Genomic DNA, 17,899 nt, shown 5'->3' with positions numbered 1-17,899 from the left:
TGACCATGTACCACGAGCAGACAGCGAAGCTGCGTGAGCAGAGGATCCAGGACTACTACGACGCTTGTGCGGTGCAGGACTGGGATCTGATCTCTGCGTTCTTGCACCCCCAAGTCGTCTTTCAGGTGGCTGGGAACGAGCCGACCCGATCGGTGGAGGTTCTTCAACCGCGCGTCGTGAAAGCACTCGCAGTCACTGGAGTCACAGAGATGACGATGACGGCCGACCAATACATCCACGACCTCAACAGTGACCAATGCGTCGCCGAGATCACCGTTCGGCTCAAGCGCGAAAACGGTAAGTCATACGAGGGCCCGGGGTGCGCAGTCTTTCATTTCGACGAGGCCGGACGGATCGACAGTTACCACGCCTACACCGATGAAGGCGATTTTTGGTCATGACGCGTCGGTAAACGAGGAGCGCACCTCCGACTCCACACAGTTTGCATTCAACCCACTGGCAATTTCACTCAGTCACCACGCGATACGAGGCGTAGATATGACCATGATCGATGTTGTAGATCGGTACTTCGTTGCCGCAGAGGCCGCAGATGTTGACGAACTGCGTCGAATTTATGCGCCCGATGCGACCATCTGGCACAACGACGGGGCCGGCGACCTGACGGTCGATGAACATCTCCACAATCTCGCAATGTTGTTCGGCGCCATGCCAAGTGCGACGTTCGAGGTGAAGCGCAGGTCGGAGGTCGAGGGCGGAGTCTTCCAGACCCACACCTTCCACGGCGTACTACCCGACGGCACCCCGGTAGCGGTGGACGCGGCACTGTTCGTGGGGGTAGCCGACAACAGGGTCACCCGAATCGAAGAGTATTTCGACGCGGGTGCGGTGGCCGCCGTGTTTGCCGCCGTGGAGTAGGGGAACCGACTGGCCTGTTGCATCGGCGAGTCAACACAGCAACGAAGATAGGGCAGACCGAGGAAGGGCTTGGCACAATGCGCGTCGGAGTGGTGTTCCCGCAAACCGAACTGGGCGGCGATCCGGGCGCAATTCGCGCCTACGGACAGGGGATCGAAGAACTCGGGTACCGCCACCTGCTTGCTTACGACCATGTCGTCGGCGCCGACCCAGCCGTGCACACTGGCTGGGACAAAGCCTACGACGTGCAGACAACGTTCAGCGAACCTCTGGTGATGTTTGGCTACCTTGCCGCAATCACGCAGAAAGTCGAACTGGTCACGGGCGTGATCATCCTGCCGCAACGGCAGACCGTACTGGTGGCCAAACAGGCCGCCGAGGTCGACCTACTGAGCGGCGGCCGGTTGCGGCTTGGGGTCGGAGTCGGTTGGAACGCGGTCGAATTCGAAGCGCTCGGAGCAGACTTCACCAATCGAGGCAAACGTTCCGACGAACAGATCGAGTTGCTGAGAAAGATGTGGTCTGAGCAGTCCGTGAGCTTTACCGGGCAGTATCACAGCGTCACCGGCGCGGGCCTCGGGCCTCTGCCCGTGCAACGTCCGATTCCGGTGTGGATCGGAGCGGCCTCGGCTCCGGGATACAGACGCGCAGGCCGTCTGGCAGACGGTTGGTTCCCCCTCGTCGAACCGGGCGACGAACTCGAGAAGGCAAAGGGCATTGTCGAACAGGCAGCGCACGACGCCGGTCGAGACCCCGCCGAGATCGGCATGGAGGGTCGCATCATCTACACCGGAAGCCTCGATGCTGTCGCTGATGAGCTTGCCCAGTGGAAAGATGCCGACGCAACCCATGTTGCGATCAGCACCATGGACGCCGGACTCGAGTCTGTCGACGACCATCTCGAAGTACTCGCCGCAGTCGCCGAGTCGATTCTCTAGAGGCTCTACCTTGTTCAGCATTGTGATCGCGGAACGCTTCGACCTGGTCCGACTATGGTCGAAAGTGTCTCGACCTCCGGCGCACTCGTCGATTCCTCTTCCGAAAGCGTTATGCTGGTGCATAATTGAGCCGTGAGCGTGTCACGCCTGTCCGTTGATCAGTTGCGTATCGTCGATTTCGCAGTGCGCTGGCATCGATACGGCGGGGGCGGAGCCGAAGACATCTTCGTCGATTTCGGGCTGTCCGAATCGGATTACTTCATTCGCCTGGAAACCCTTCTGTCAGCGCGGTCATTGGCAACCGGCCTCGATTCGAAAACGATTGCCGATATGCGAGACGTCTGTAGGCAAAGAATAGATGCCGCAGACACGTCGATCCGGTAGGCGCGGTACACATCACCATCCTGCGCACTCCTTGCCGACAGGGCTTTGATTCGCCAACCGGTTAGTCGGTCAGGATCGTCGACGGTTGTGAGTCGAATCGGTCGCACACCGTAATCCAGACGTCACTGCGTAGTCCATCAATTGTCTGACAGAATGGCGCTATGCGAGCCACGAGCCTTCACGCCCCCGGTGACGTCCAAGTGGCGGAGATCCCCGCCCCTGTCCTTCGCGCGCCGACCGACGCGATCGTGAAGGTGGTTGCAGGCGCGATCTGTGGGTCAGATCTATGGCGCTACCGCGGCGTGAACGACTTCACCCCTGGCCTGCTGATGGGCCATGAGTGCATTGGCGTAGTCGAGGAGGTGGGGGCAGACGTGAGCTCGTTCCGCTCCGGTGACTTCGTCGTCGTGCCGTTCGACCACTGCGACAACACGTGCGCCAACTGCCGGGCCGGCGTCCACAGTTCCTGCGTGAACTTCGGTGCGACGCAGACCGGTCAGGGCGAGTACGCGCTGGTGACTCAGGCGGAGGGCAGCCTGGTCAAGACCGACGCGATGCCTGATGCGGCCCTGTTGCCTTCCCTACTCACCCTCTCGGACGTGATGCCCACCGGCTGGCACGGCGCGGTCGCGGCCGGTGTGCGCCCGGGCCACACCGTGGTCGTCGTCGGCGATGGCGCGGTCGGGTTGTGCGGTGTGCTCGCCGCCGCCACGATGGGGGCCGAACAGATCATCGCCATGTCCCGTCATCAGCCTCGGGCCGAGGTCGCTCGGGCCTTTGGCGCCACCCATGTTGTGGGCGAGCGGGGCACCGAGGGCGAGGCGTTGGTCATGGACATCACCAAAGGTGTTGGCGCCGATGCGGTGTTGGAGTGTGTCGGCACCGACGCTTCGATGACGACCGCCTTCGCGGTCGCGCGGCCCGGCGCCACCGTCGGGTTCGTCGGCGCCCCGCACGGGGTCGAACTGCCGGTGGGTGCAATGTTCTCCAGGAACATCGGTCTGGCGGGCGGGTTGGCTCCCGTGCGCCGTTACTTGCCCGGGCTGCTGGAGTTGGTACTCAGTGGCCAGATCAAACCTGGCCGAGTTTTCGATGCAACCCTCCCCCTGGACCGGGTCGCAGAGGGCTACCGCATGATGGACGAGCGAACAGCGATCAAAGTCCTCATCGAGCCATGACGATCACTGTTGACTACTCCCATGTTCGTCGAAGGGTCGCCAGCAATATAGTCTGACATTTGGCTAGTTCCTACTGCGACAGGATGGCGATGGCAGTGTCTTTCAACGGTCAGTCGACCGCTGGCGATGTTCTCGACAACGTTGATCTGAGCGGCAAGAACGTGTTGGTGACGGGCGCGACGTCGGGCATCGGCCTCGAGACCGTCCGCGCGTTCGCAGCGGCGGGTGCGCGGGTGACAATGGCTGTGCGTGACGTCACGCGAGGCCAAGATCTCGCTCGGGGTATCGACGGTGAGGTAGTGGTTCGCGATCTTAATCTTGGCGCGCCCCAATCAATTCGCTCCTTTGCAGCGGGATGGGACGGGCCTCTCGACATTCTCGTGAACAATGCAGGCGTCATGTCACTACCCACGCGTCAGCTAAACGAGGATGGGTGGGAGCTACAGTTCGCGATCAACCACCTCGGTCACTTTGCGTTGAGCGTGCTGCTTCACGATGCGTTGAAGGAGGCGCAGAGCGCGCGTGTCGTCGTGGTGGCGTCGAGCTCCCAGTCCCCAATCGTCTTCGACGACATCAACTTTGACCACCGCCCGTACGAGCCTTACGAAGCATATGCACAGTCCAAGACTGCCAATGTGCTCTTCGCAGTGGGCGCCGGCGAGCGCTGGGCCACCGACAACATCACGGTTCACGCCGTCATGCCGGGGATCATACGCACGGGGATTCAGCGTCACGTCGACCCTGATGCCCTCAAGACAGCACAGGATGCACTCGAGAAGGAAATCGCCTTCAAGACCCCTGAGCAGGGTGCCGCCACTTCGGTGTACGCAGCAGTCGCCCCAGAACTCGCAGGCGTGCCCACCCGGTACCTGGAGGACTGTCACGAGGCGCCCATTGTGAATGAGTCCGGGTTGCGGGGTGTTACGCCCTGGGCGCTCGACCGTGACAATGCCAACCGCCTGTGGGCAATATCTGCCGCAGCAACGAAAGTAGACGCCGAATAGCAGTGGCGCCCAGCGGCGTCAGTTTGTCGCCCTGTCGTCGCAGGCACTAACCGAGTCGACAGTGCTTCCTTCAACTCTCTGCGAATGGACTCTCCGAGACACGGACGATTGTCTTACCCATTGCGCTCTTGCCCATTGTCTCGACAGCCTTCGGTACCTCCAGAAAACCGCACACCCGAACAACCGGGATAGAGATCAAACCTCGTTCATGCCAGCCATTCAGCCGTACCGACGCTCCATCCCGCTCCTCGGCCGTGCGCACCGTGTGAAGGGCTCCAGTCACCGAGACACCGGAGACCAGGATGTCCAGTACCGAGATCTCCGGAAAGGCTAGTGCGCCGGCGAACCCGATCAGTACAAGGCGCCCTCCGATCCGAAGGCTCTTGAACGCGTCCCCGATCAACGGACCGCCGACCGTATCGAACACCACGTCGACGCCGGCCCCATCGGTCAACTTGTCGATGGCGTCAACAAGATTTTCTACCCCAAGGTCGATGACCTCGTCCGCTCCCTGCTGCGAACAGAAGTCGACCTTTTCGTTTCCTCGAGCGGTGGCGATGACCTTGGCGCCCAGCGCCTTACCGATCTGGATGGCTGTCGAGCCGACCCCACCTGATCCGCCGAGCACCAGAAGTGTCTCGTCGGGCAGAAGTCGGGCCCGGTCGTGCAGCCCGACGTAACCAATGTGCGCCGTTCCGAGAAACGAGGCAGCCTGCTCGTCGGACATTGACGGCGGTGCGAGCACAGCGCCGTCTCCGGGACTGAGACAGTACTCGGCCAAACCACCGAAGCCGCCCGAAAACTGTGTGAGACCTATGATTCTGTCGCCGACGGAGAACGGATATCCGGGCCCGGCGGCTTCGACGATGCCCACCATCTCCTGACCTGGGGTGATCGGAAGTGAAGGCGTCATGAAGTAACGGCCTTCCGTCATCATCCGGTCGGGTAGTCCGAGGTTGGCGGCAAGGACGCGAACGAGCGCTTCGTTCTCACCGGGAGCTGGAACCGGCACGTCCTGCAGTTCGAGTACCTCTGTCGGCGTGCCGAATTCGCGTACGCGCCATATCTTCACCGGCTACTTCCCTGCTACGTGGTGTGCGACTTCGAAAACTACGGGTAAAGGGTACGCCCCTCGTGCTGAGAAACTGTTCTTGGACAGACCCTTCTCAGCCCGCTGTGATGGCCACAGCACCGGCAGTTGCCAGCTCGTCGATATCCCCGTCAGTGAGACCCATCTGGAGCAGTACCTCACGGGTATGCGCCCCTGCGGCCGGTGGGGGCCCACTCACAGCTCCGGGCGTTGAGCTCAGCCGCGGCGCAGGAGCTGGCTGCACCACGCCACCGACTGTCAGAAAGTTGCCGCGTGCGACGTTGTGCGGGTGGTCCGGAGCCTCGACGAGGCTGAGTACTGGAGCGAAGCACACGTCTGTTCCCTCCAGGAGGTCGCACCACTCCGAGCGGGTCTTGGTGCGAAAGATCCTTGCCAGTTCTTCCTGCTGCACCTTCCAGCTTTCTTCGTCGTGCTGCGCATCCCATAGGGGGTCGGTGAGCCCTAGGGTGTCGCGGAGAAGTTGATAGAACTGCGGTTCCGCGGACGCGATGGTCACATACTGGTCATCGCCGGTCTTGTACGCATGGTAGAACGGCGCACCACCGTCAATGACGTTGCGCCCCCGGCCCAAATGCCATTTGTTGTCTGCGAGTAGCCCGTGGTACGGCGCACTGAGGGCGGCCACTCCGTCGACCATGGACGCGTCGACCACCTGACCTACCCCAGTTTGTTCGGCGACCCTGAGGGCACAGAGAACCCCGAAGATGAGGAACATTGTCCCACCGCCGAAGTCGCCTACGTAACTCACTGCCGGTACCGGTGGCCCTGCCGGATCGGACCCCATGCCGTCCAGTGCTCCACTCAGAGCCACGTAATTGATGTCGTGTCCTGCCGCAGAAGCGAGTGGCCCGTCCTGCCCCCACCCTGTCATCCGGCCGTAGACGAGCCGGGGGTTTCGTTCCAGACATTCCGACGGCCCCAGGCCCAACCGCTCCATGACGCCAGGCCGGCTGCCCTCGATGAGTACGTCGGCCTCCTCCACCATCTTCAGAAGCAGGTCCCGTCCGGCAGACGATTTCAGATCGATCGACACCGACCGCTTCCCTCGGTGCGCCGGCGCGACTTTGTCGGACGCGCCACGAGGTACCGCGCCGGGGCGGTCGACGCGAATTACATCTGCTCCCATGTCAGCCAGCAGCATCCCTGCCAGCGGACCTGGGCCGATACTGCGGAGTTCGAGTACTTTGACACCCGACAACGCTCGCTGATCAACTGCGGCCATCTTCTGCTCCTCGCTCCAGGACTACGCCGGACGACACCAGGTCGTCGATCTCCGGCTCGGTGTAACCAGCTGAGGCCAACACTTCTCGGGTGTGCTCACCGATCAGTGGCGCAGGGCCGCTCGGCCCAACGTCGAACGCACCGAATCGAATTGGGAATGCGGGCTGGCGCACTTCGCCCATCTGCCGGTGGTCAACAGTGGTCACATATCCGTTGTCCAGCGCCTGACGATCATCGAGCACGTCAGCAAATCCGTTGATGGGCGCGAAATTGAGACCCGCGGAACGCAGCGCGGTCAACCAGTGCTCACGGTCTTCGGCCGCGAACGCGCGGTCCAGAATCGGGTACAGCGAATCGAGGTTCGAAGTGCGTTCGTCGAGCTCGCTGAATCTTGCATCGTCGATCAGTTCATCGAGACTCATCGCCTTGCAGAAGTCTGCCCAGTACTTCTGCTCGGGATGGTTGGTCCCCATCACCCACTTGTCGTCCGCGCACCGATAGAAGTTTCGTAATGGCGAGCGACGAGTTCTGTCCGCATCGAGTGTGACTTCGTGGCCCCGGGCACCGGTGAAGCCCAGATTGCCGTACATGAGCCAGGTGCCGGCACCATACAACGATGTGTGCACTTCCTGGCCTACGCCATGAAGCTCTCTCGCCGCCAGCGCTGTTATGGCAGCGTGGCTACCGACTATCGCAGTCAGCTGATCCATGACCATGACGTTGAGAGGTTGCGGTTGACCACCGCCGACGGTGAACATCATGCCCGACATCGCCTGGCCGACATTGTCGAACGCGCCGGCGTCGGCGAGAGGGCCTTCGTTGCCGAAGCCGGTGATGTTCACGTGGATGATCTTCGGATTGACCGCCGACAAGGTCTCGTAATCGATACCGAGCTTGCGCCGGGTCGGCCCTCTCAGATTGGTGACGAAGATGTCAGCGTCGGACACCAAGCGTGTCAACGCTTTCTGACCCTCTTCGCACGTCAGATCCAGACTGATACCCTTCTTCCCCCTGTTCGACAGCTCGAACATGACGGTCCACTCAGAGGAGTCGATGTCCCTAGTGTCCGTCATCGGCGAGAAAGCTGCGAAGAACCTTTCTGGATCACCCTCCATACTTTCGACCTTGACGACGTCGGCGCCAAGATCGGCCAGTATGGCACCGACTGCGGGACCGGCATGCCACACGCCGACCTCGACCACGCGGATGCCGGACAGCGGCCCCTTGCTGCCCTCGATGGTTTTGATGGGGTCTGACTCAGGCATGATGCCCACCTTCCAATGATTTGAGTGACCGCCACGCCCGGAACTCTGACCGATCATCGTCGATCACTGATTGAGCCGGCGTGCAGAGCGGCCTTGATGAAGTTCAGTGGCGCTCAACGCGCCCGTGTTCTGGGACTGATCGTGTGTTCGATGGGTTGTTCACCATTCGGCGATCACGTTGGCCATCCCGAGACTGCTGTTGCCGCCGGTTCGATACTCCGCGTAGACGACCTCTCGAACCGGGATGACAGACCAGTCGTCGATCGCGGTGCCCTGACACAGTTGCAGGCTTGCCGAGGCGTCCCACGCATCAGCACCACCTAGATCGTAAGCGTTCTGCGCCTTCAACAGTTGCGTCTTCATCAGGTTGCCGCAGTGGTCTCGCAGCTCCGAGCTGTACAGTGCCGCCACGCCTGGGCGGGACTTCTTCTGCCGCGATGTGGTCTGCAGACGTACCTCGGCGTTCTGTGCTCCGGAATGTCCAAAGATCGAACAGTGGAAGGTGCTTCCCTGCCACCCGGCGTCCACTGAACCCAGACCGTAGGGAAGACCCCAGATCTCCCGTGCTGCAATCGTTCCCATGAAATCAGTCTTGATTCCCGACGCCACGTAACGGACCGGCTGTCCGTCGTGGAGCGCGTAGACACCTACGTAGGCGCCAATGTACGGGCCGAAAGACGACGTTTTGTGGTGGGAAACCCGCAGCCAGCCACGACTGTCCGGATCAGGCTCCAGAACGTCTGGAAGTACCGAGGACACCGCGTCCGAGTCGGTACGGAAATCAATCAAGAAATCCCACTCCCGCGCGTACTCGTACGGCCCCGGGTGGTATCTCTTTCCGATCGTGTTCATGTCAAGCAATCCTCTCGGTAGTGTCTATTTGCCCGACAACGTCGGGTGGGTGCGCTGCTGAGCCGCGGGGTGAGGTAGTTCGAGGCGGCTGTGCCCGGCGCCATAGAACTTCTCACGTAGCGTGCCCGGGGCATACTCGCGCTTCATCAGTCCTCGTTCTTGCAGCACCGGAACCACGAAATCGATGAATTCGGAATATGTTCCAGGCGTGATGATCGAGATCATGTTGATCCCGTCCACGCCCACCGCCGCCCACTCCGCAAGCTCGTCACTGATCGACTCCGGCGTTCCGACGACCCGATATTTCGCCCCGAAGAAGGCGGAAAGATCTCGGACGGTCGGGTTTGATCCTTCCGGCTGCTTGTCGATGAACAGCTGCAGTGGCCCCTTGACTCCGTCTGCTTGCTTGATCAGTTCGCGCAGCGGGGTGTCGGGATCTGCGCTCGCGAAGTCGATTCCCATGAAGCCGCCTCGGTACGCCATCGATGCGGTCGGGTCCTGGTACTTGTCGAGCTCCGCAGCTTTGCGTTCGGCCTCTTCCATCGTCGATCCCACCACGAAGGTGAGACCCTGAAAAAACCTCAGGTCATCGGCATTTCGCCCTGCCGCGTCAGCGCGTGCGCGCATGTCCTCGATCACGCGGGCAGCATCTGCTGGAGTGTCGGCCATGATGAAGATGCCCTCCGCGTGCCGTGCCCCAAAGTTGCGTCCGACGTCAGAACCGCCCGCTTGGAACAACATCGGAGTCCGCTGCGGCGAAGGAGCGACCTGCAATGGACCTTCGCTGCGGAAGTACTTGCCCTCGTGATTGATCTTGTGAACTCTCGACGGGTCTGCGTAGATTCCGCGGTCGACGTCCCTGAGGATGGCGTCATCGTCCCACGAGCCCTCCCACAGCTTGTAGACCACCTCCAGGTATTCCTCGGCAATCGAATATCGCTCGTCGTGCTCGACGAGACCGTCGAGCCCGACGTTTCGGTGCGCATTGGCTGAAGCGTTGGTGACCACATTCCATCCGATACGTCCCGTGGAGAGGTGATCGAGCGTCGCCATCGAACGGGCGAAACTGTACGGCGGGTGCTGGATGGGCGCGCTGGTGACGATGAAGCCGAGATTGTCGGTGGCATGGACCATCGCAGGCAACAGCATCATCGGATCGGCGATCGGAAACATCAGTCCCCGTTCTGGATAGATCTTCCAGTCGCCGCCGAAGTCGCCACCCAATCCGGCCCCATCGGCGAGAAAGATGGTGTCGAACATGCCGCGCTCAGCCAACTCGGCGAGTTCGATCCACGTGCCCAGGTCGTTGTGGTCCACGGTTTTGTTCTCGGGATGTCGCCACATGCCCTGGTTGACGTGTGACACCGTGTTCATCGTGAAAATGTTGAACATCAGTTGTTTGGTCATCTGTACTACCTGACTTTCCATCGCGTCCTGCGAGCAGGAACGCATAGTGTTTGTAATCGTTTGCCGTGTCGATACGAGCCAACGCAATCGACATGATCACGCGTTATAACTCGACGAGAACTTTGCCGACGTAGTCGCCCTTCAGCAGCCCGAAGAAGGCCTCAGGGGCCGACTCGATCCCATGAAACTTGTTCTCTCGAACGGAGAGTCTTCCCTCGCTCAGCCACCGGCCCACGTCATTACTGAATTGCTTGGCCATGCCCACGTGATCGTTGACGTACATTCCGGAAACCCTGAGGCGCTTGCGCACGATGTTGAACAGGTTGCCTGGAACGGTCTTGGCATCGGGGTCGTCGTACGAGGAGATCGTTCCGCACATCACCACTCGTCCGAAGTCATTGAGGTGAGCTAGTGCTGCGGCGAAATGATCGCCTCCCACATTGTCGAAGTACACATCGATGCCGCCGTTCGCTGCGTGGCCGAGAGAATCCGAAATCGGCGCCGACCCGTAGTCGAAGACTTCATCAAAGCCCAGTTCGTCACGGACATATTCTGTTTTGCCCGATGACGTACTGCCGATGACCTGACTTGCCCCCATCAGCTTCGCCATCTGCCCTGCCATAGCGCCGACAGTTCCTGCCGCAGAGGAGATATAGATGGACTCCTCTGGCACCAGCTCCGCAACCGCAGTCAACCCTGCGTACGCCGTCAGTCCAGGCATGCCCAGGACGCCCAGTTGGTATGACAGTGGATGGTCGGATGGTTTGAGGAGGCGTACGGCACCACGCGGTAGTAGCGCGTATTCCCTCCAACCGTCCATGTGCAGGACATGCGCGCCGACCGGGATGTCTGCGGCCCGTGACGCGACAACCTCGCCGACGGCGCCGGCCTGCAACGGCGCACCGACCGCGAACGGTTCGATATACGAACGCTCATCGTCCATTCGGGGGCGCATGTATGGATCGAGAGAGAACACGATGTTGCGGACCAGCACCTCGTTCTCCGCCGGTTCGTCGATCGTCACCTTTTCGATGTCGAGCATCGATGCGTCAAGCCGACCCTGAGGGCGCCGACTGAGTATTACTTGCTGGGATGTCGGCATCGCGATTACCCCTGCCCCACCAAAGCGTCGCGATACTGCTCACGCAGTTGCACTTTCGAGAACTTCCCCACACTCGTCTTCGGGATGGTCTCCAGGACGATGATCTTCTCCGGCAGTTGCCATTTGGGAAATGCATCCGCCAGGTGGCCCATCAGCTCTTCGACGTCGATCACAGATCCTGGGGTGGGCACCACGCAGGCAATGGGCCGTTCGGTCCATCGCTCGTGGGGTACGCCGACAACTGCGGCCTCGAGCACCGTGGAATGATTCATCAGCTCGTTTTCCAAGTCGACCGAGGAGATCCATTCACCGCCTGACTTGATGAGATCTTTGGTGCGATCGACAAGACGTATCCATCCGCGGGCGTCCATGGTCGCCACATCGCCAGTACGCAACCAGCCGTCGGTGGTGAAGCTCTCCAGGTCGTCGTCTTTACGGAAGTAGCCGCTCGCGATCCACGGGCCGGCCACCTGCAGCTCGCCTCGGCTGGTCCCATCGTGCGGTACGGGTCGGTCGGTGCCCGCCTCGACGATCCGGGCCTCGACTCCCAGCGTTGCACGCCCGACGCCCGCTCGAAGATCGGCCTGATCGTGCTCGTCAAGTGCGCCATGCGCCCGGTCCAATCGCGCCACCGCGGCAAGAGGGCTGGTCTCCGTCATACCCCAGGCCTGTTGCAGTGGCAGCCCCACGTCAACCCGGAAGGCCTCCGAAAGCGCAACCGGGACTGCCGCTCCGCCGCAAGCGATGAGCCGCAGCGCGCTGGTATCTCTGCCCTTCATATGGGGTAGGGCCGCGGTCCATATGGTCGGAACGCCGGCGGTCATGGTGATGCCGTGGTCCACAAGCAAGTCGGCCACCCGTGGCCCACTCAAGTCCGAGCCGGGCAAGATGATGTCCGCTCCCTGCGCGATCGCCGCATGCGGTATTCCCCAAGCGTTGGCGTGGAACATGGGTACAAGCGGGAGGACACGATCCGCTTCGTTGATACCCAGGGTCCCCACGGCACCCGCTGCCATCGTGTGCAGATAGACGCTGCGGTGGCTGTAGACGACCCCTTTTGGATCTCCAGTGGTGCCGCTGGTGTAACACATTGCAGCAGCGTCGTTTTCGTTGTCAACCTGCATTTCGACCGCCGGCGATGCGGCGACGAGCTCGTCGTAGTCGTGCACCGACGCCGCGCCGCTGTCCAAGCCGTACTCACCGGCATTTGGCTCATCCTCCATCACGACGACGTGCCGTACTGTCGGACATCGACCAAGAAGCGGCCCAAGTACTCCCAGCAATGATCGGTCGACAAAGATGGCGTCGTCCTCGGCGTGATTGATCACAAAGACAATCTGCTCCGCCGAGAGCCGGATATTGATGCAGTGCAGTACTCTTCGTGCACCGGGGACCCCAAAGTACATCTGTAGATGACGCGCCGAGTTCCAGGCGAAGGACCCGACCCGCGCACCGACGGGAATGCCAAGGGCGTCGAGAGCACCCGCCAACTTCCGTGTCCCTGCCGCCCACTCCCGGTATGTGGTCGCCACCTCGCGCGTGGGCTCGACAGACACGATGGATTTGTGACCGAAGTAGTCTTCTGCCCGTCGAAACAGTCGATCGATGGTCAACGGGTAGTCCTGCATAAGTCCATGTGTCATGAGACTTCCTCATCTGCTGTGACGTGCGTCGAAGCACTGCGTTGCGGAACTGTTCCACCGAGCGCACGGGTGCATCGTTCTCCTGCTGCGAGGAGGCGGGCGATGTTGTCCCGAAGGAGCGCACCCGACATCGAGGTGCTGAGCCCGTACAGTCCGATCTGCAGGACTCGGCCGTCGTTTGCGAAGATGGGCACACTGAGCGAACGCACATCGTAGTGCTCGTCGTCCCTGATCTCAGGTGGATTCAACATCGACTCTTGCACGTCGATGAGGGCGTCGGCCAGATCGTCATCCAAGCGCACAACGGACCGCGTGCTGATCGTCGTCTCCAGTGTGTCGTAGGGTTTTTCGCCATACCCGACCACGTAGCCGCGCTCGCGAATCGCTGTCAGCTCGTGTCTCCAGTTCTCAAGCGTTTCAGCGTCCTTCCGACCTCCGGCCTGGACCCATCTGTCTGCGTCGGTGGGTGTGCTCCACGCGGCCAGCGGGGCCCCGAGCGGCGCGACAAAAGGCAACCGTCTGCCCACTCGTGTGGCCAACCGCGGCGACGTGTCGGTCCCTGCGCTCGCCAGGACGACGAACTCATCGTGCACTCGCGCGACGAGCACGCACTCCGAATCACACTCTTGAGCAACATGTTCGAGCTCTGGGCGGACAGCGTCTACAGCAGGAAGTAGGCCCGCCAGGCTTGCCTCTGCGACGGCGAGTGACGACGGGCTGAACTTGCCGTAGCCACCTCTGAAGAACAAGAGCGGCAACTGATTTGGAACAGATCCCATGTCGACCACTCGACCGACCACCAAGTAGTGGTCGCCGAGTTCCTGAACGTCGTACAGTTCGCAGTCGATCCACGCCGCAGCACCCGTGATCAAGGGCGAACCCGACTCGGCGGGACTCCATTGGACGCCGTCGAACTTGTCTACGCCCTTCCTGGCGAACTTGCGGCACAAGTCCTCCTGGTCGTCGCTGAGAACATTCACAGAGAAACGCTTTTGTTCTCGAATCTGCGGCCAACTCGACGAAGACTTGTCGGGATAGAAGGCAATCAGTGGTGGGTCAAGGGATACCGAAGAGAACGAGCCGATGGTGAGAGCAGCGGGGTTCGCGCCGGGCACAGAGGCGCAGACGACCACGACCCCAGTGGGATATTGGCCCATGACTTGACGGAACTGGCCCGGGTCGATGGTCTTCATGCTCTAGGCCTGCGGTCCGCCGGATACGTAAATGACCTGACCTGAAACGAATCCCGCACCCTCACTGGTGAGGAACGACACGACGTGCGCCACGTCTTCGGGTTCGCCCACACGGCCAACCGGGATCGCCGCTTCGCCGGCAGCGATGAGGTCGCTGAACTCCATCCCCATCCGCGCGGCGGTCGCGGCAGTCATGTCGGTTCGGATAAAGCCTGGCGCCACCGCGTTGGCGGTGATCCCGAACTTTCCCAGTTCGACTGCCAATGTCTTGGTGAACCCCTGCAGTCCTGCCTTGGCGGCCGAATAGTTGCCCTGGCCACGGTTGCCGAGCGCAGCTGTGCTGGACATGTTGACGATTCGGCCATACTTGGCGTCGACCATGTCCCGCTGTACGGCCTTGGTCATCAGGAAGGCGCCCTGCAAATGGACGCGTGTCACGGCGGTCCAGTCGTCGAGGGTCATCTTGAACAGGAGGTTGTCGCGCAGGATCCCCGCATTGTTGACCAGGACCTGTGGGGGGCCGAGCTCGGCGCGGACCTTCTCGATGGCCGCTGTCACTTGAGCTTCGTCGGATACATCGGCGCCGACAGCGAGAGCCCGACCACCGCCCGCATCAATGTGTTCGACCGTGTTCGTACAGGCACTCTCGTCCAAGTCGACGACCGCGACAGCCAGTCCGTCCGTCGCCAGACGCTTGGCCACAGCGGCTCCAATTCCTCTCGCCGCACCCGTGACAACGGCAACACGCGTTTCATTCACTTCATTACTCCACTCAAGTAGGTGTTTTGCAGATTCGACGCCGACGTATGTGTCAGCGGGGCAGAGCCTCGGCGGCCTCCCGAGTGGAGGTCGACCGGGTCAGAGTTCGTCGCAGATCGCGTTTGAGAATTTTTCCGCTCGCGTTGCGGGGCATATCGTCGGTGCGTATCACGCGCGCCGGCACCTTGATGCTCGAGAGAGTGCTGCGGCAGTGCTCGATGACGTCTGAGTCGGTCAACGACGAGTGAGAATCAATGGTCACCACGGCGACCACTTCCTCCCCGAGCTTGGCATGTGGCATACCAATGACCGCAACGCTTACCACGCCAGGAAGGTTTGCGATGACATTCTCGATCTCGGCGACCTGAATGTTCTCCCCACCCCGGATGATGATGTCTTTGATTCGCCCGGCGAGGTAGATGAATCCGTCGTCGTCTATCCGACCAAGGTCCCCGGTCCTGAATTCGCCGTTCGGGAAAGCTGCACGTGTCGCGTCGTCGTTGCCCCAATAGCCCGCCGCCACAGTGGGTCCGCTCACGCAGATCTCGCCCACCTCACCCGGTCCGACTTCCTTACCGTCGTAGTCGACGATTCTGACTCGACTTGTAGGAAGGGGAACCCCGATCGATCCGGCCCGCGTGATCAGATCAGGGCCAACAGACAACGCCACAGTCCCCGTCGTCTCGGTCAACCCGTAGCCGGTAGCCATCCGGACCTCATCGCCAACGACGGTCGATGCCGCGCGCAACAAGCTTGTCGGAACCGCCGAGGCCCCAGAGGTCAACGTCAAGAGCGAACTCAGATCGACGCCCATGGCAGTTGCAGCAGAGACGAACTCCGTGAGCATCGCGGGAACCGCACCCAACGAAGTGACACCCTCGGACGCCACCATCTCCAACGCCTGAGCCGCATCCCACTTGCGCAGAACGACGCAAGTCGCACCGCCCACCAAAGACGCATACATCCCGCCCAGACCGGCGACATGGAACCACGGAAGTACCTGCAGCACAACCGGATGTCCGGCCGTCGTCGGCGCCGGGGCATCACGTGCGCTGTCGATCGCAACCGCACAGATCGCAGCGTTCATCACAGCGACACAATGATTGCGGTTCGTATGGATCACGCCCTTCGGCGGTCCCGTCGTGCCCGACGTATAGAGAATGGTGGCTGGATCAGCCGGCATGACTTCAGCGTCGGGAAACACGCCCGTCGAATCAAAACCCACGATTTGCTGCCAGTTGTCGAGGCCGCTGTCTTCGTCACCCAACACGACGACACGGACATCGGCGTCGGCAAGCCGGTCACGCAGTTGTTCGACGAGACCGAGATCGGCGAAGACAACGCTCGGGCGAGCGTCGCTGATGCCGTATTCGACCTCGGCCGAAGACCACCACGAGCTGAACGGCACGAACACCGCGCCGATGGCTTGGGTAGCCCAGAACACCACGGGGAACTCAACGCGGTTCCGGCAGAAGATCGCCACCCTGTCCCCACGGTTCACCCCTACATCCTGGAGCCACCTGGCCACAGAGGCACTCTCGCGGCTCAGTTCGGCGTAAGTACGAACCTCCTGCCCACACACCAGTGCGCGGCGATCACCGAAATCCCCGATCTTCAGCGCATACTCGCGCATCGACGATTCGGCGCTCAGGTAGTTCGGTACTTCTTCACCACCGATGACCTCGGAACTCAGGGCGAAGTATTCGTCTGGGCCGGAGAGGCTTCGCATGACCGAGCCGGTCCCAGGCCAGTCGTTGACATTCACTGCCCTGCACCTTCGTGCTCGGCGAACACGTCACGCAGGTAATCGCCGGCTTTCGCAATGGCATCGTCAGCTTCGGGAAATGTGCCCCCGCCGAGTTGGAACACGTGCTGCATCTCGGGAAATACTTCGAGTTGCACCGGAACCCCGGCAGCCACCGCGTTGTCTCTTACGCGAGTGGAGTCGTCGAGTAGCGTCTCGTGGCCCCCGACCTGAATGAACAGTGGGCACAGTCCGCGGTAGTCTCCGTTCACCGGCGATGCGATGGGGTCGCCTTCTTGGCCAGGCGCGTACATGCTCCCCAACGCCCGCATGCCCTCAGCGCTGGCCATGAGATCGACACCGGCGTTGCTCGTCATGGATTTCCCAGTTGCCTGCAGATCACTCCACGGCGACATCAGTACCGCTGCCGCGGGTAGATCGCTACCACGATCCCGCAACGTCAGGAGCGTGCTCAGAACCAAGCCCGCCCCTGCCGAATCACCGACCAGCGCAATCTGTGTGGACTTGTAACCGAGTGAGAGCAACCCCTCATACGCGGCCAGCGCATCGTTGAGGCCTGCCGGGAACGGATTCTCGGGGGCTAGGCGGTAGCGCGCTATCAGTACAGGCACTCCCGATGAGCGAGCGATGTGGCCCGCGAAATTGCGGTATCCGACGGGGGTTCCATACGCAAACCCCCCACCATGCAGGTAGAGAATGGCTTCCGTTGTGTCCGAGTCGCTTTCCTTGCTGACCTCGACCCAGATCCCGCTCAGCCCATCAACCCCGGCGTCCCGGAATGTCACGCCATCGGGCGTGCTCGTCATTGCCTGAAGACCCTCGGCGACGATGCGTTGGTCCGTCAGCGGCAACTGCGACACCGCCATCATTCGTTCACTGTGTCGCTTGAGTTTGTCCAGGAACTCCGCTGCTTGCTCACTTGCCATGTCATGACCTTCCGAATGTGATGCGTCGTCGTACCAGAACCGTCGGAAGCGACGCGTTCTATTACGTACCCAACGCGTACGTTACTCGTGTGATCCACGCCTCGTCAAGACCGCCGCAGGAGAGGATCTGACCAGCACCCGCGCATTCGCCCCGACGGCACCGGGCGGACGCATTATCGGGAAAAACATGTACCTACAACAGATTTCGCAATGAAAGGACGACTAGCGCCCACCGTGGCAGTTGACGTTCTGCCGAACGCGTTGTGCGTAGACGC

General features: G+C 61.3%; 17 protein-coding genes. 6 read left to right on the top strand and 11 right to left on the bottom strand.

Going from position 1 to position 17,899, the window contains the following annotated elements:
* The first annotated feature begins 5 nt into the window (after positions 1-5).
* From CSW57_RS13115 to CSW57_RS13090, 6 genes are all read left to right on the top strand, one after another.
* Positions 6-401 (top strand): nuclear transport factor 2 family protein, encoded by a 396-nt coding sequence (locus CSW57_RS13115; RefSeq protein ID WP_099383129.1) that lies wholly within the window; start codon positions 6-8, stop codon positions 399-401.
* Positions 402-498: 97 nt separating this feature from the next.
* Positions 499-876, top strand: coding sequence for a nuclear transport factor 2 family protein (locus CSW57_RS13110; protein WP_189339240.1), 378 nt, complete (start codon positions 499-501; stop codon positions 874-876).
* A gap of 77 nt (positions 877-953) precedes the next feature.
* Positions 954-1,814, top strand: coding sequence for an LLM class F420-dependent oxidoreductase (locus CSW57_RS13105; RefSeq protein WP_099383127.1), 861 nt, complete (start codon positions 954-956; stop codon positions 1,812-1,814).
* 132 nt (positions 1,815-1,946) lie between these two features.
* Complete coding sequence (locus tag CSW57_RS13100) at positions 1,947-2,198, top strand: hypothetical protein (RefSeq protein ID WP_099383126.1); 252 nt, start codon at positions 1,947-1,949, stop codon at positions 2,196-2,198.
* Between the two features lie 161 nt (positions 2,199-2,359).
* Positions 2,360-3,376 carry a zinc-binding dehydrogenase gene (locus tag CSW57_RS13095; RefSeq protein ID WP_099383125.1) on the top strand — a complete coding sequence of 339 codons (1,017 nt, stop codon included), beginning with the start codon at positions 2,360-2,362 and terminating at the stop codon, positions 3,374-3,376.
* 83 nt (positions 3,377-3,459) lie between these two features.
* A complete protein-coding gene (locus tag CSW57_RS13090) occupies positions 3,460-4,380 on the top strand; it encodes an SDR family NAD(P)-dependent oxidoreductase (protein WP_099383124.1) in 921 nt (306 codons plus the stop codon).
* 70 nt (positions 4,381-4,450) lie between these two features.
* Here CSW57_RS13090 and CSW57_RS13085 read toward each other — a convergent pair whose 3' ends face one another.
* The 11 genes from CSW57_RS13085 to CSW57_RS13035 all read right to left on the bottom strand — a co-directional run bounded on the left by CSW57_RS13085 (position 4,451) and on the right by CSW57_RS13035 (position 17,624).
* Complete coding sequence (locus tag CSW57_RS13085; protein ID WP_099383123.1) at positions 4,451-5,452, bottom strand: zinc-binding dehydrogenase; 1,002 nt, start codon at positions 5,450-5,452, stop codon at positions 4,451-4,453.
* Positions 5,453-5,546: 94 nt separating this feature from the next.
* Positions 5,547-6,713, bottom strand: a complete 1,167-nt coding sequence (locus tag CSW57_RS13080; RefSeq protein ID WP_099383122.1) for a CaiB/BaiF CoA transferase family protein — start codon at positions 6,711-6,713, stop codon at positions 5,547-5,549.
* On the bottom strand, positions 6,700-7,977 hold the full coding sequence (locus CSW57_RS13075; protein WP_189339239.1) for a CaiB/BaiF CoA transferase family protein: 1,278 nt from the start codon (positions 7,975-7,977) through the stop codon (positions 6,700-6,702). The genes CSW57_RS13080 and CSW57_RS13075 overlap by 14 nt, the downstream gene beginning before the upstream one ends.
* Positions 7,978-8,136: 159 nt before the next feature.
* Positions 8,137-8,829 carry an acetoacetate decarboxylase family protein gene (locus CSW57_RS13070; protein ID WP_099383120.1) on the bottom strand — a complete coding sequence of 231 codons (693 nt, stop codon included), beginning with the start codon at positions 8,827-8,829 and terminating at the stop codon, positions 8,137-8,139.
* Between the two features lie 24 nt (positions 8,830-8,853).
* Positions 8,854-10,236: an LLM class flavin-dependent oxidoreductase gene (locus CSW57_RS13065; RefSeq protein ID WP_099383383.1), complete on the bottom strand. Its 1,383-nt coding sequence runs from the start codon at positions 10,234-10,236 to the stop codon at positions 8,854-8,856.
* Between the two features lie 103 nt (positions 10,237-10,339).
* Positions 10,340-11,338: an NADP-dependent oxidoreductase gene (locus tag CSW57_RS13060; protein WP_099383119.1), complete on the bottom strand. Its 999-nt coding sequence runs from the start codon at positions 11,336-11,338 to the stop codon at positions 10,340-10,342.
* Between the two features lie 5 nt (positions 11,339-11,343).
* The gene (locus CSW57_RS13055) at positions 11,344-12,981 is read right to left on the bottom strand and encodes a long-chain fatty acid--CoA ligase (RefSeq protein WP_223249229.1); all 1,638 of its coding nucleotides are present in this window, start codon (positions 12,979-12,981) and stop codon (positions 11,344-11,346) included.
* A complete protein-coding gene (locus CSW57_RS13050) occupies positions 12,978-14,174 on the bottom strand; it encodes a flavin reductase (RefSeq protein WP_099383117.1) in 1,197 nt (398 codons plus the stop codon). Before CSW57_RS13050 ends, CSW57_RS13055 begins: the two co-directional genes overlap by 4 nt.
* Before the next feature lie 3 nt (positions 14,175-14,177).
* On the bottom strand, positions 14,178-14,933 hold the full coding sequence (fabG, locus tag CSW57_RS13045) for a 3-oxoacyl-ACP reductase FabG (protein WP_099383116.1): 756 nt from the start codon (positions 14,931-14,933) through the stop codon (positions 14,178-14,180).
* A 52-nt stretch (positions 14,934-14,985) separates the two neighbouring features.
* Positions 14,986-16,698 carry a class I adenylate-forming enzyme family protein gene (locus CSW57_RS13040; protein ID WP_099383115.1) on the bottom strand — a complete coding sequence of 571 codons (1,713 nt, stop codon included), beginning with the start codon at positions 16,696-16,698 and terminating at the stop codon, positions 14,986-14,988.
* Positions 16,695-17,624 (bottom strand): alpha/beta hydrolase, encoded by a 930-nt coding sequence (locus CSW57_RS13035; protein ID WP_099383114.1) that lies wholly within the window; start codon positions 17,622-17,624, stop codon positions 16,695-16,697. The genes CSW57_RS13040 and CSW57_RS13035 overlap by 4 nt, the downstream gene beginning before the upstream one ends.
* Positions 17,625-17,899: the final 275 nt, after the last annotated feature.

The organism is Williamsia muralis, from assembly GCF_002735905.1.
GTDB classification, from domain to species: Bacteria; Actinomycetota; Actinomycetes; order Mycobacteriales; family Mycobacteriaceae; genus Williamsia; species Williamsia muralis_A.
Note: the sequence above shows the minus strand (reverse complement) of the source record. Positions and strands in the feature narration are given on the sequence as shown.

Coding starts and splice junctions, on each gene's coding strand:
- CSW57_RS13115 (WP_099383129.1), top strand. CDS start 6: ATGTACCACGAGCAGACAGCGAAGCTGCGTGAGCAGAGGATCCAGGAC.
- CSW57_RS13035 (WP_099383114.1), bottom strand. CDS start 17,624: ATGGCAAGTGAGCAAGCAGCGGAGTTCCTGGACAAACTCAAGCGACAC.
- CSW57_RS13075 (WP_189339239.1), bottom strand. CDS start 7,977: ATGCCTGAGTCAGACCCCATCAAAACCATCGAGGGCAGCAAGGGGCCG.
- CSW57_RS13110 (WP_189339240.1), top strand. CDS start 499: ATGACCATGATCGATGTTGTAGATCGGTACTTCGTTGCCGCAGAGGCC.
- CSW57_RS13080 (WP_099383122.1), bottom strand. CDS start 6,713: ATGGCCGCAGTTGATCAGCGAGCGTTGTCGGGTGTCAAAGTACTCGAA.
- CSW57_RS13065 (WP_099383383.1), bottom strand. CDS start 10,236: ATGACCAAACAACTGATGTTCAACATTTTCACGATGAACACGGTGTCA.
- CSW57_RS13060 (WP_099383119.1), bottom strand. CDS start 11,338: ATGCCGACATCCCAGCAAGTAATACTCAGTCGGCGCCCTCAGGGTCGG.
- CSW57_RS13095 (WP_099383125.1), top strand. CDS start 2,360: ATGCGAGCCACGAGCCTTCACGCCCCCGGTGACGTCCAAGTGGCGGAG.
- CSW57_RS13055 (WP_223249229.1), bottom strand. CDS start 12,981: ATGACACATGGACTTATGCAGGACTACCCGTTGACCATCGATCGACTG.
- CSW57_RS13105 (WP_099383127.1), top strand. CDS start 954: ATGCGCGTCGGAGTGGTGTTCCCGCAAACCGAACTGGGCGGCGATCCG.
- CSW57_RS13090 (WP_099383124.1), top strand. CDS start 3,460: ATGGCGATGGCAGTGTCTTTCAACGGTCAGTCGACCGCTGGCGATGTT.
- CSW57_RS13050 (WP_099383117.1), bottom strand. CDS start 14,174: ATGAAGACCATCGACCCGGGCCAGTTCCGTCAAGTCATGGGCCAATAT.
- CSW57_RS13070 (WP_099383120.1), bottom strand. CDS start 8,829: ATGAACACGATCGGAAAGAGATACCACCCGGGGCCGTACGAGTACGCG.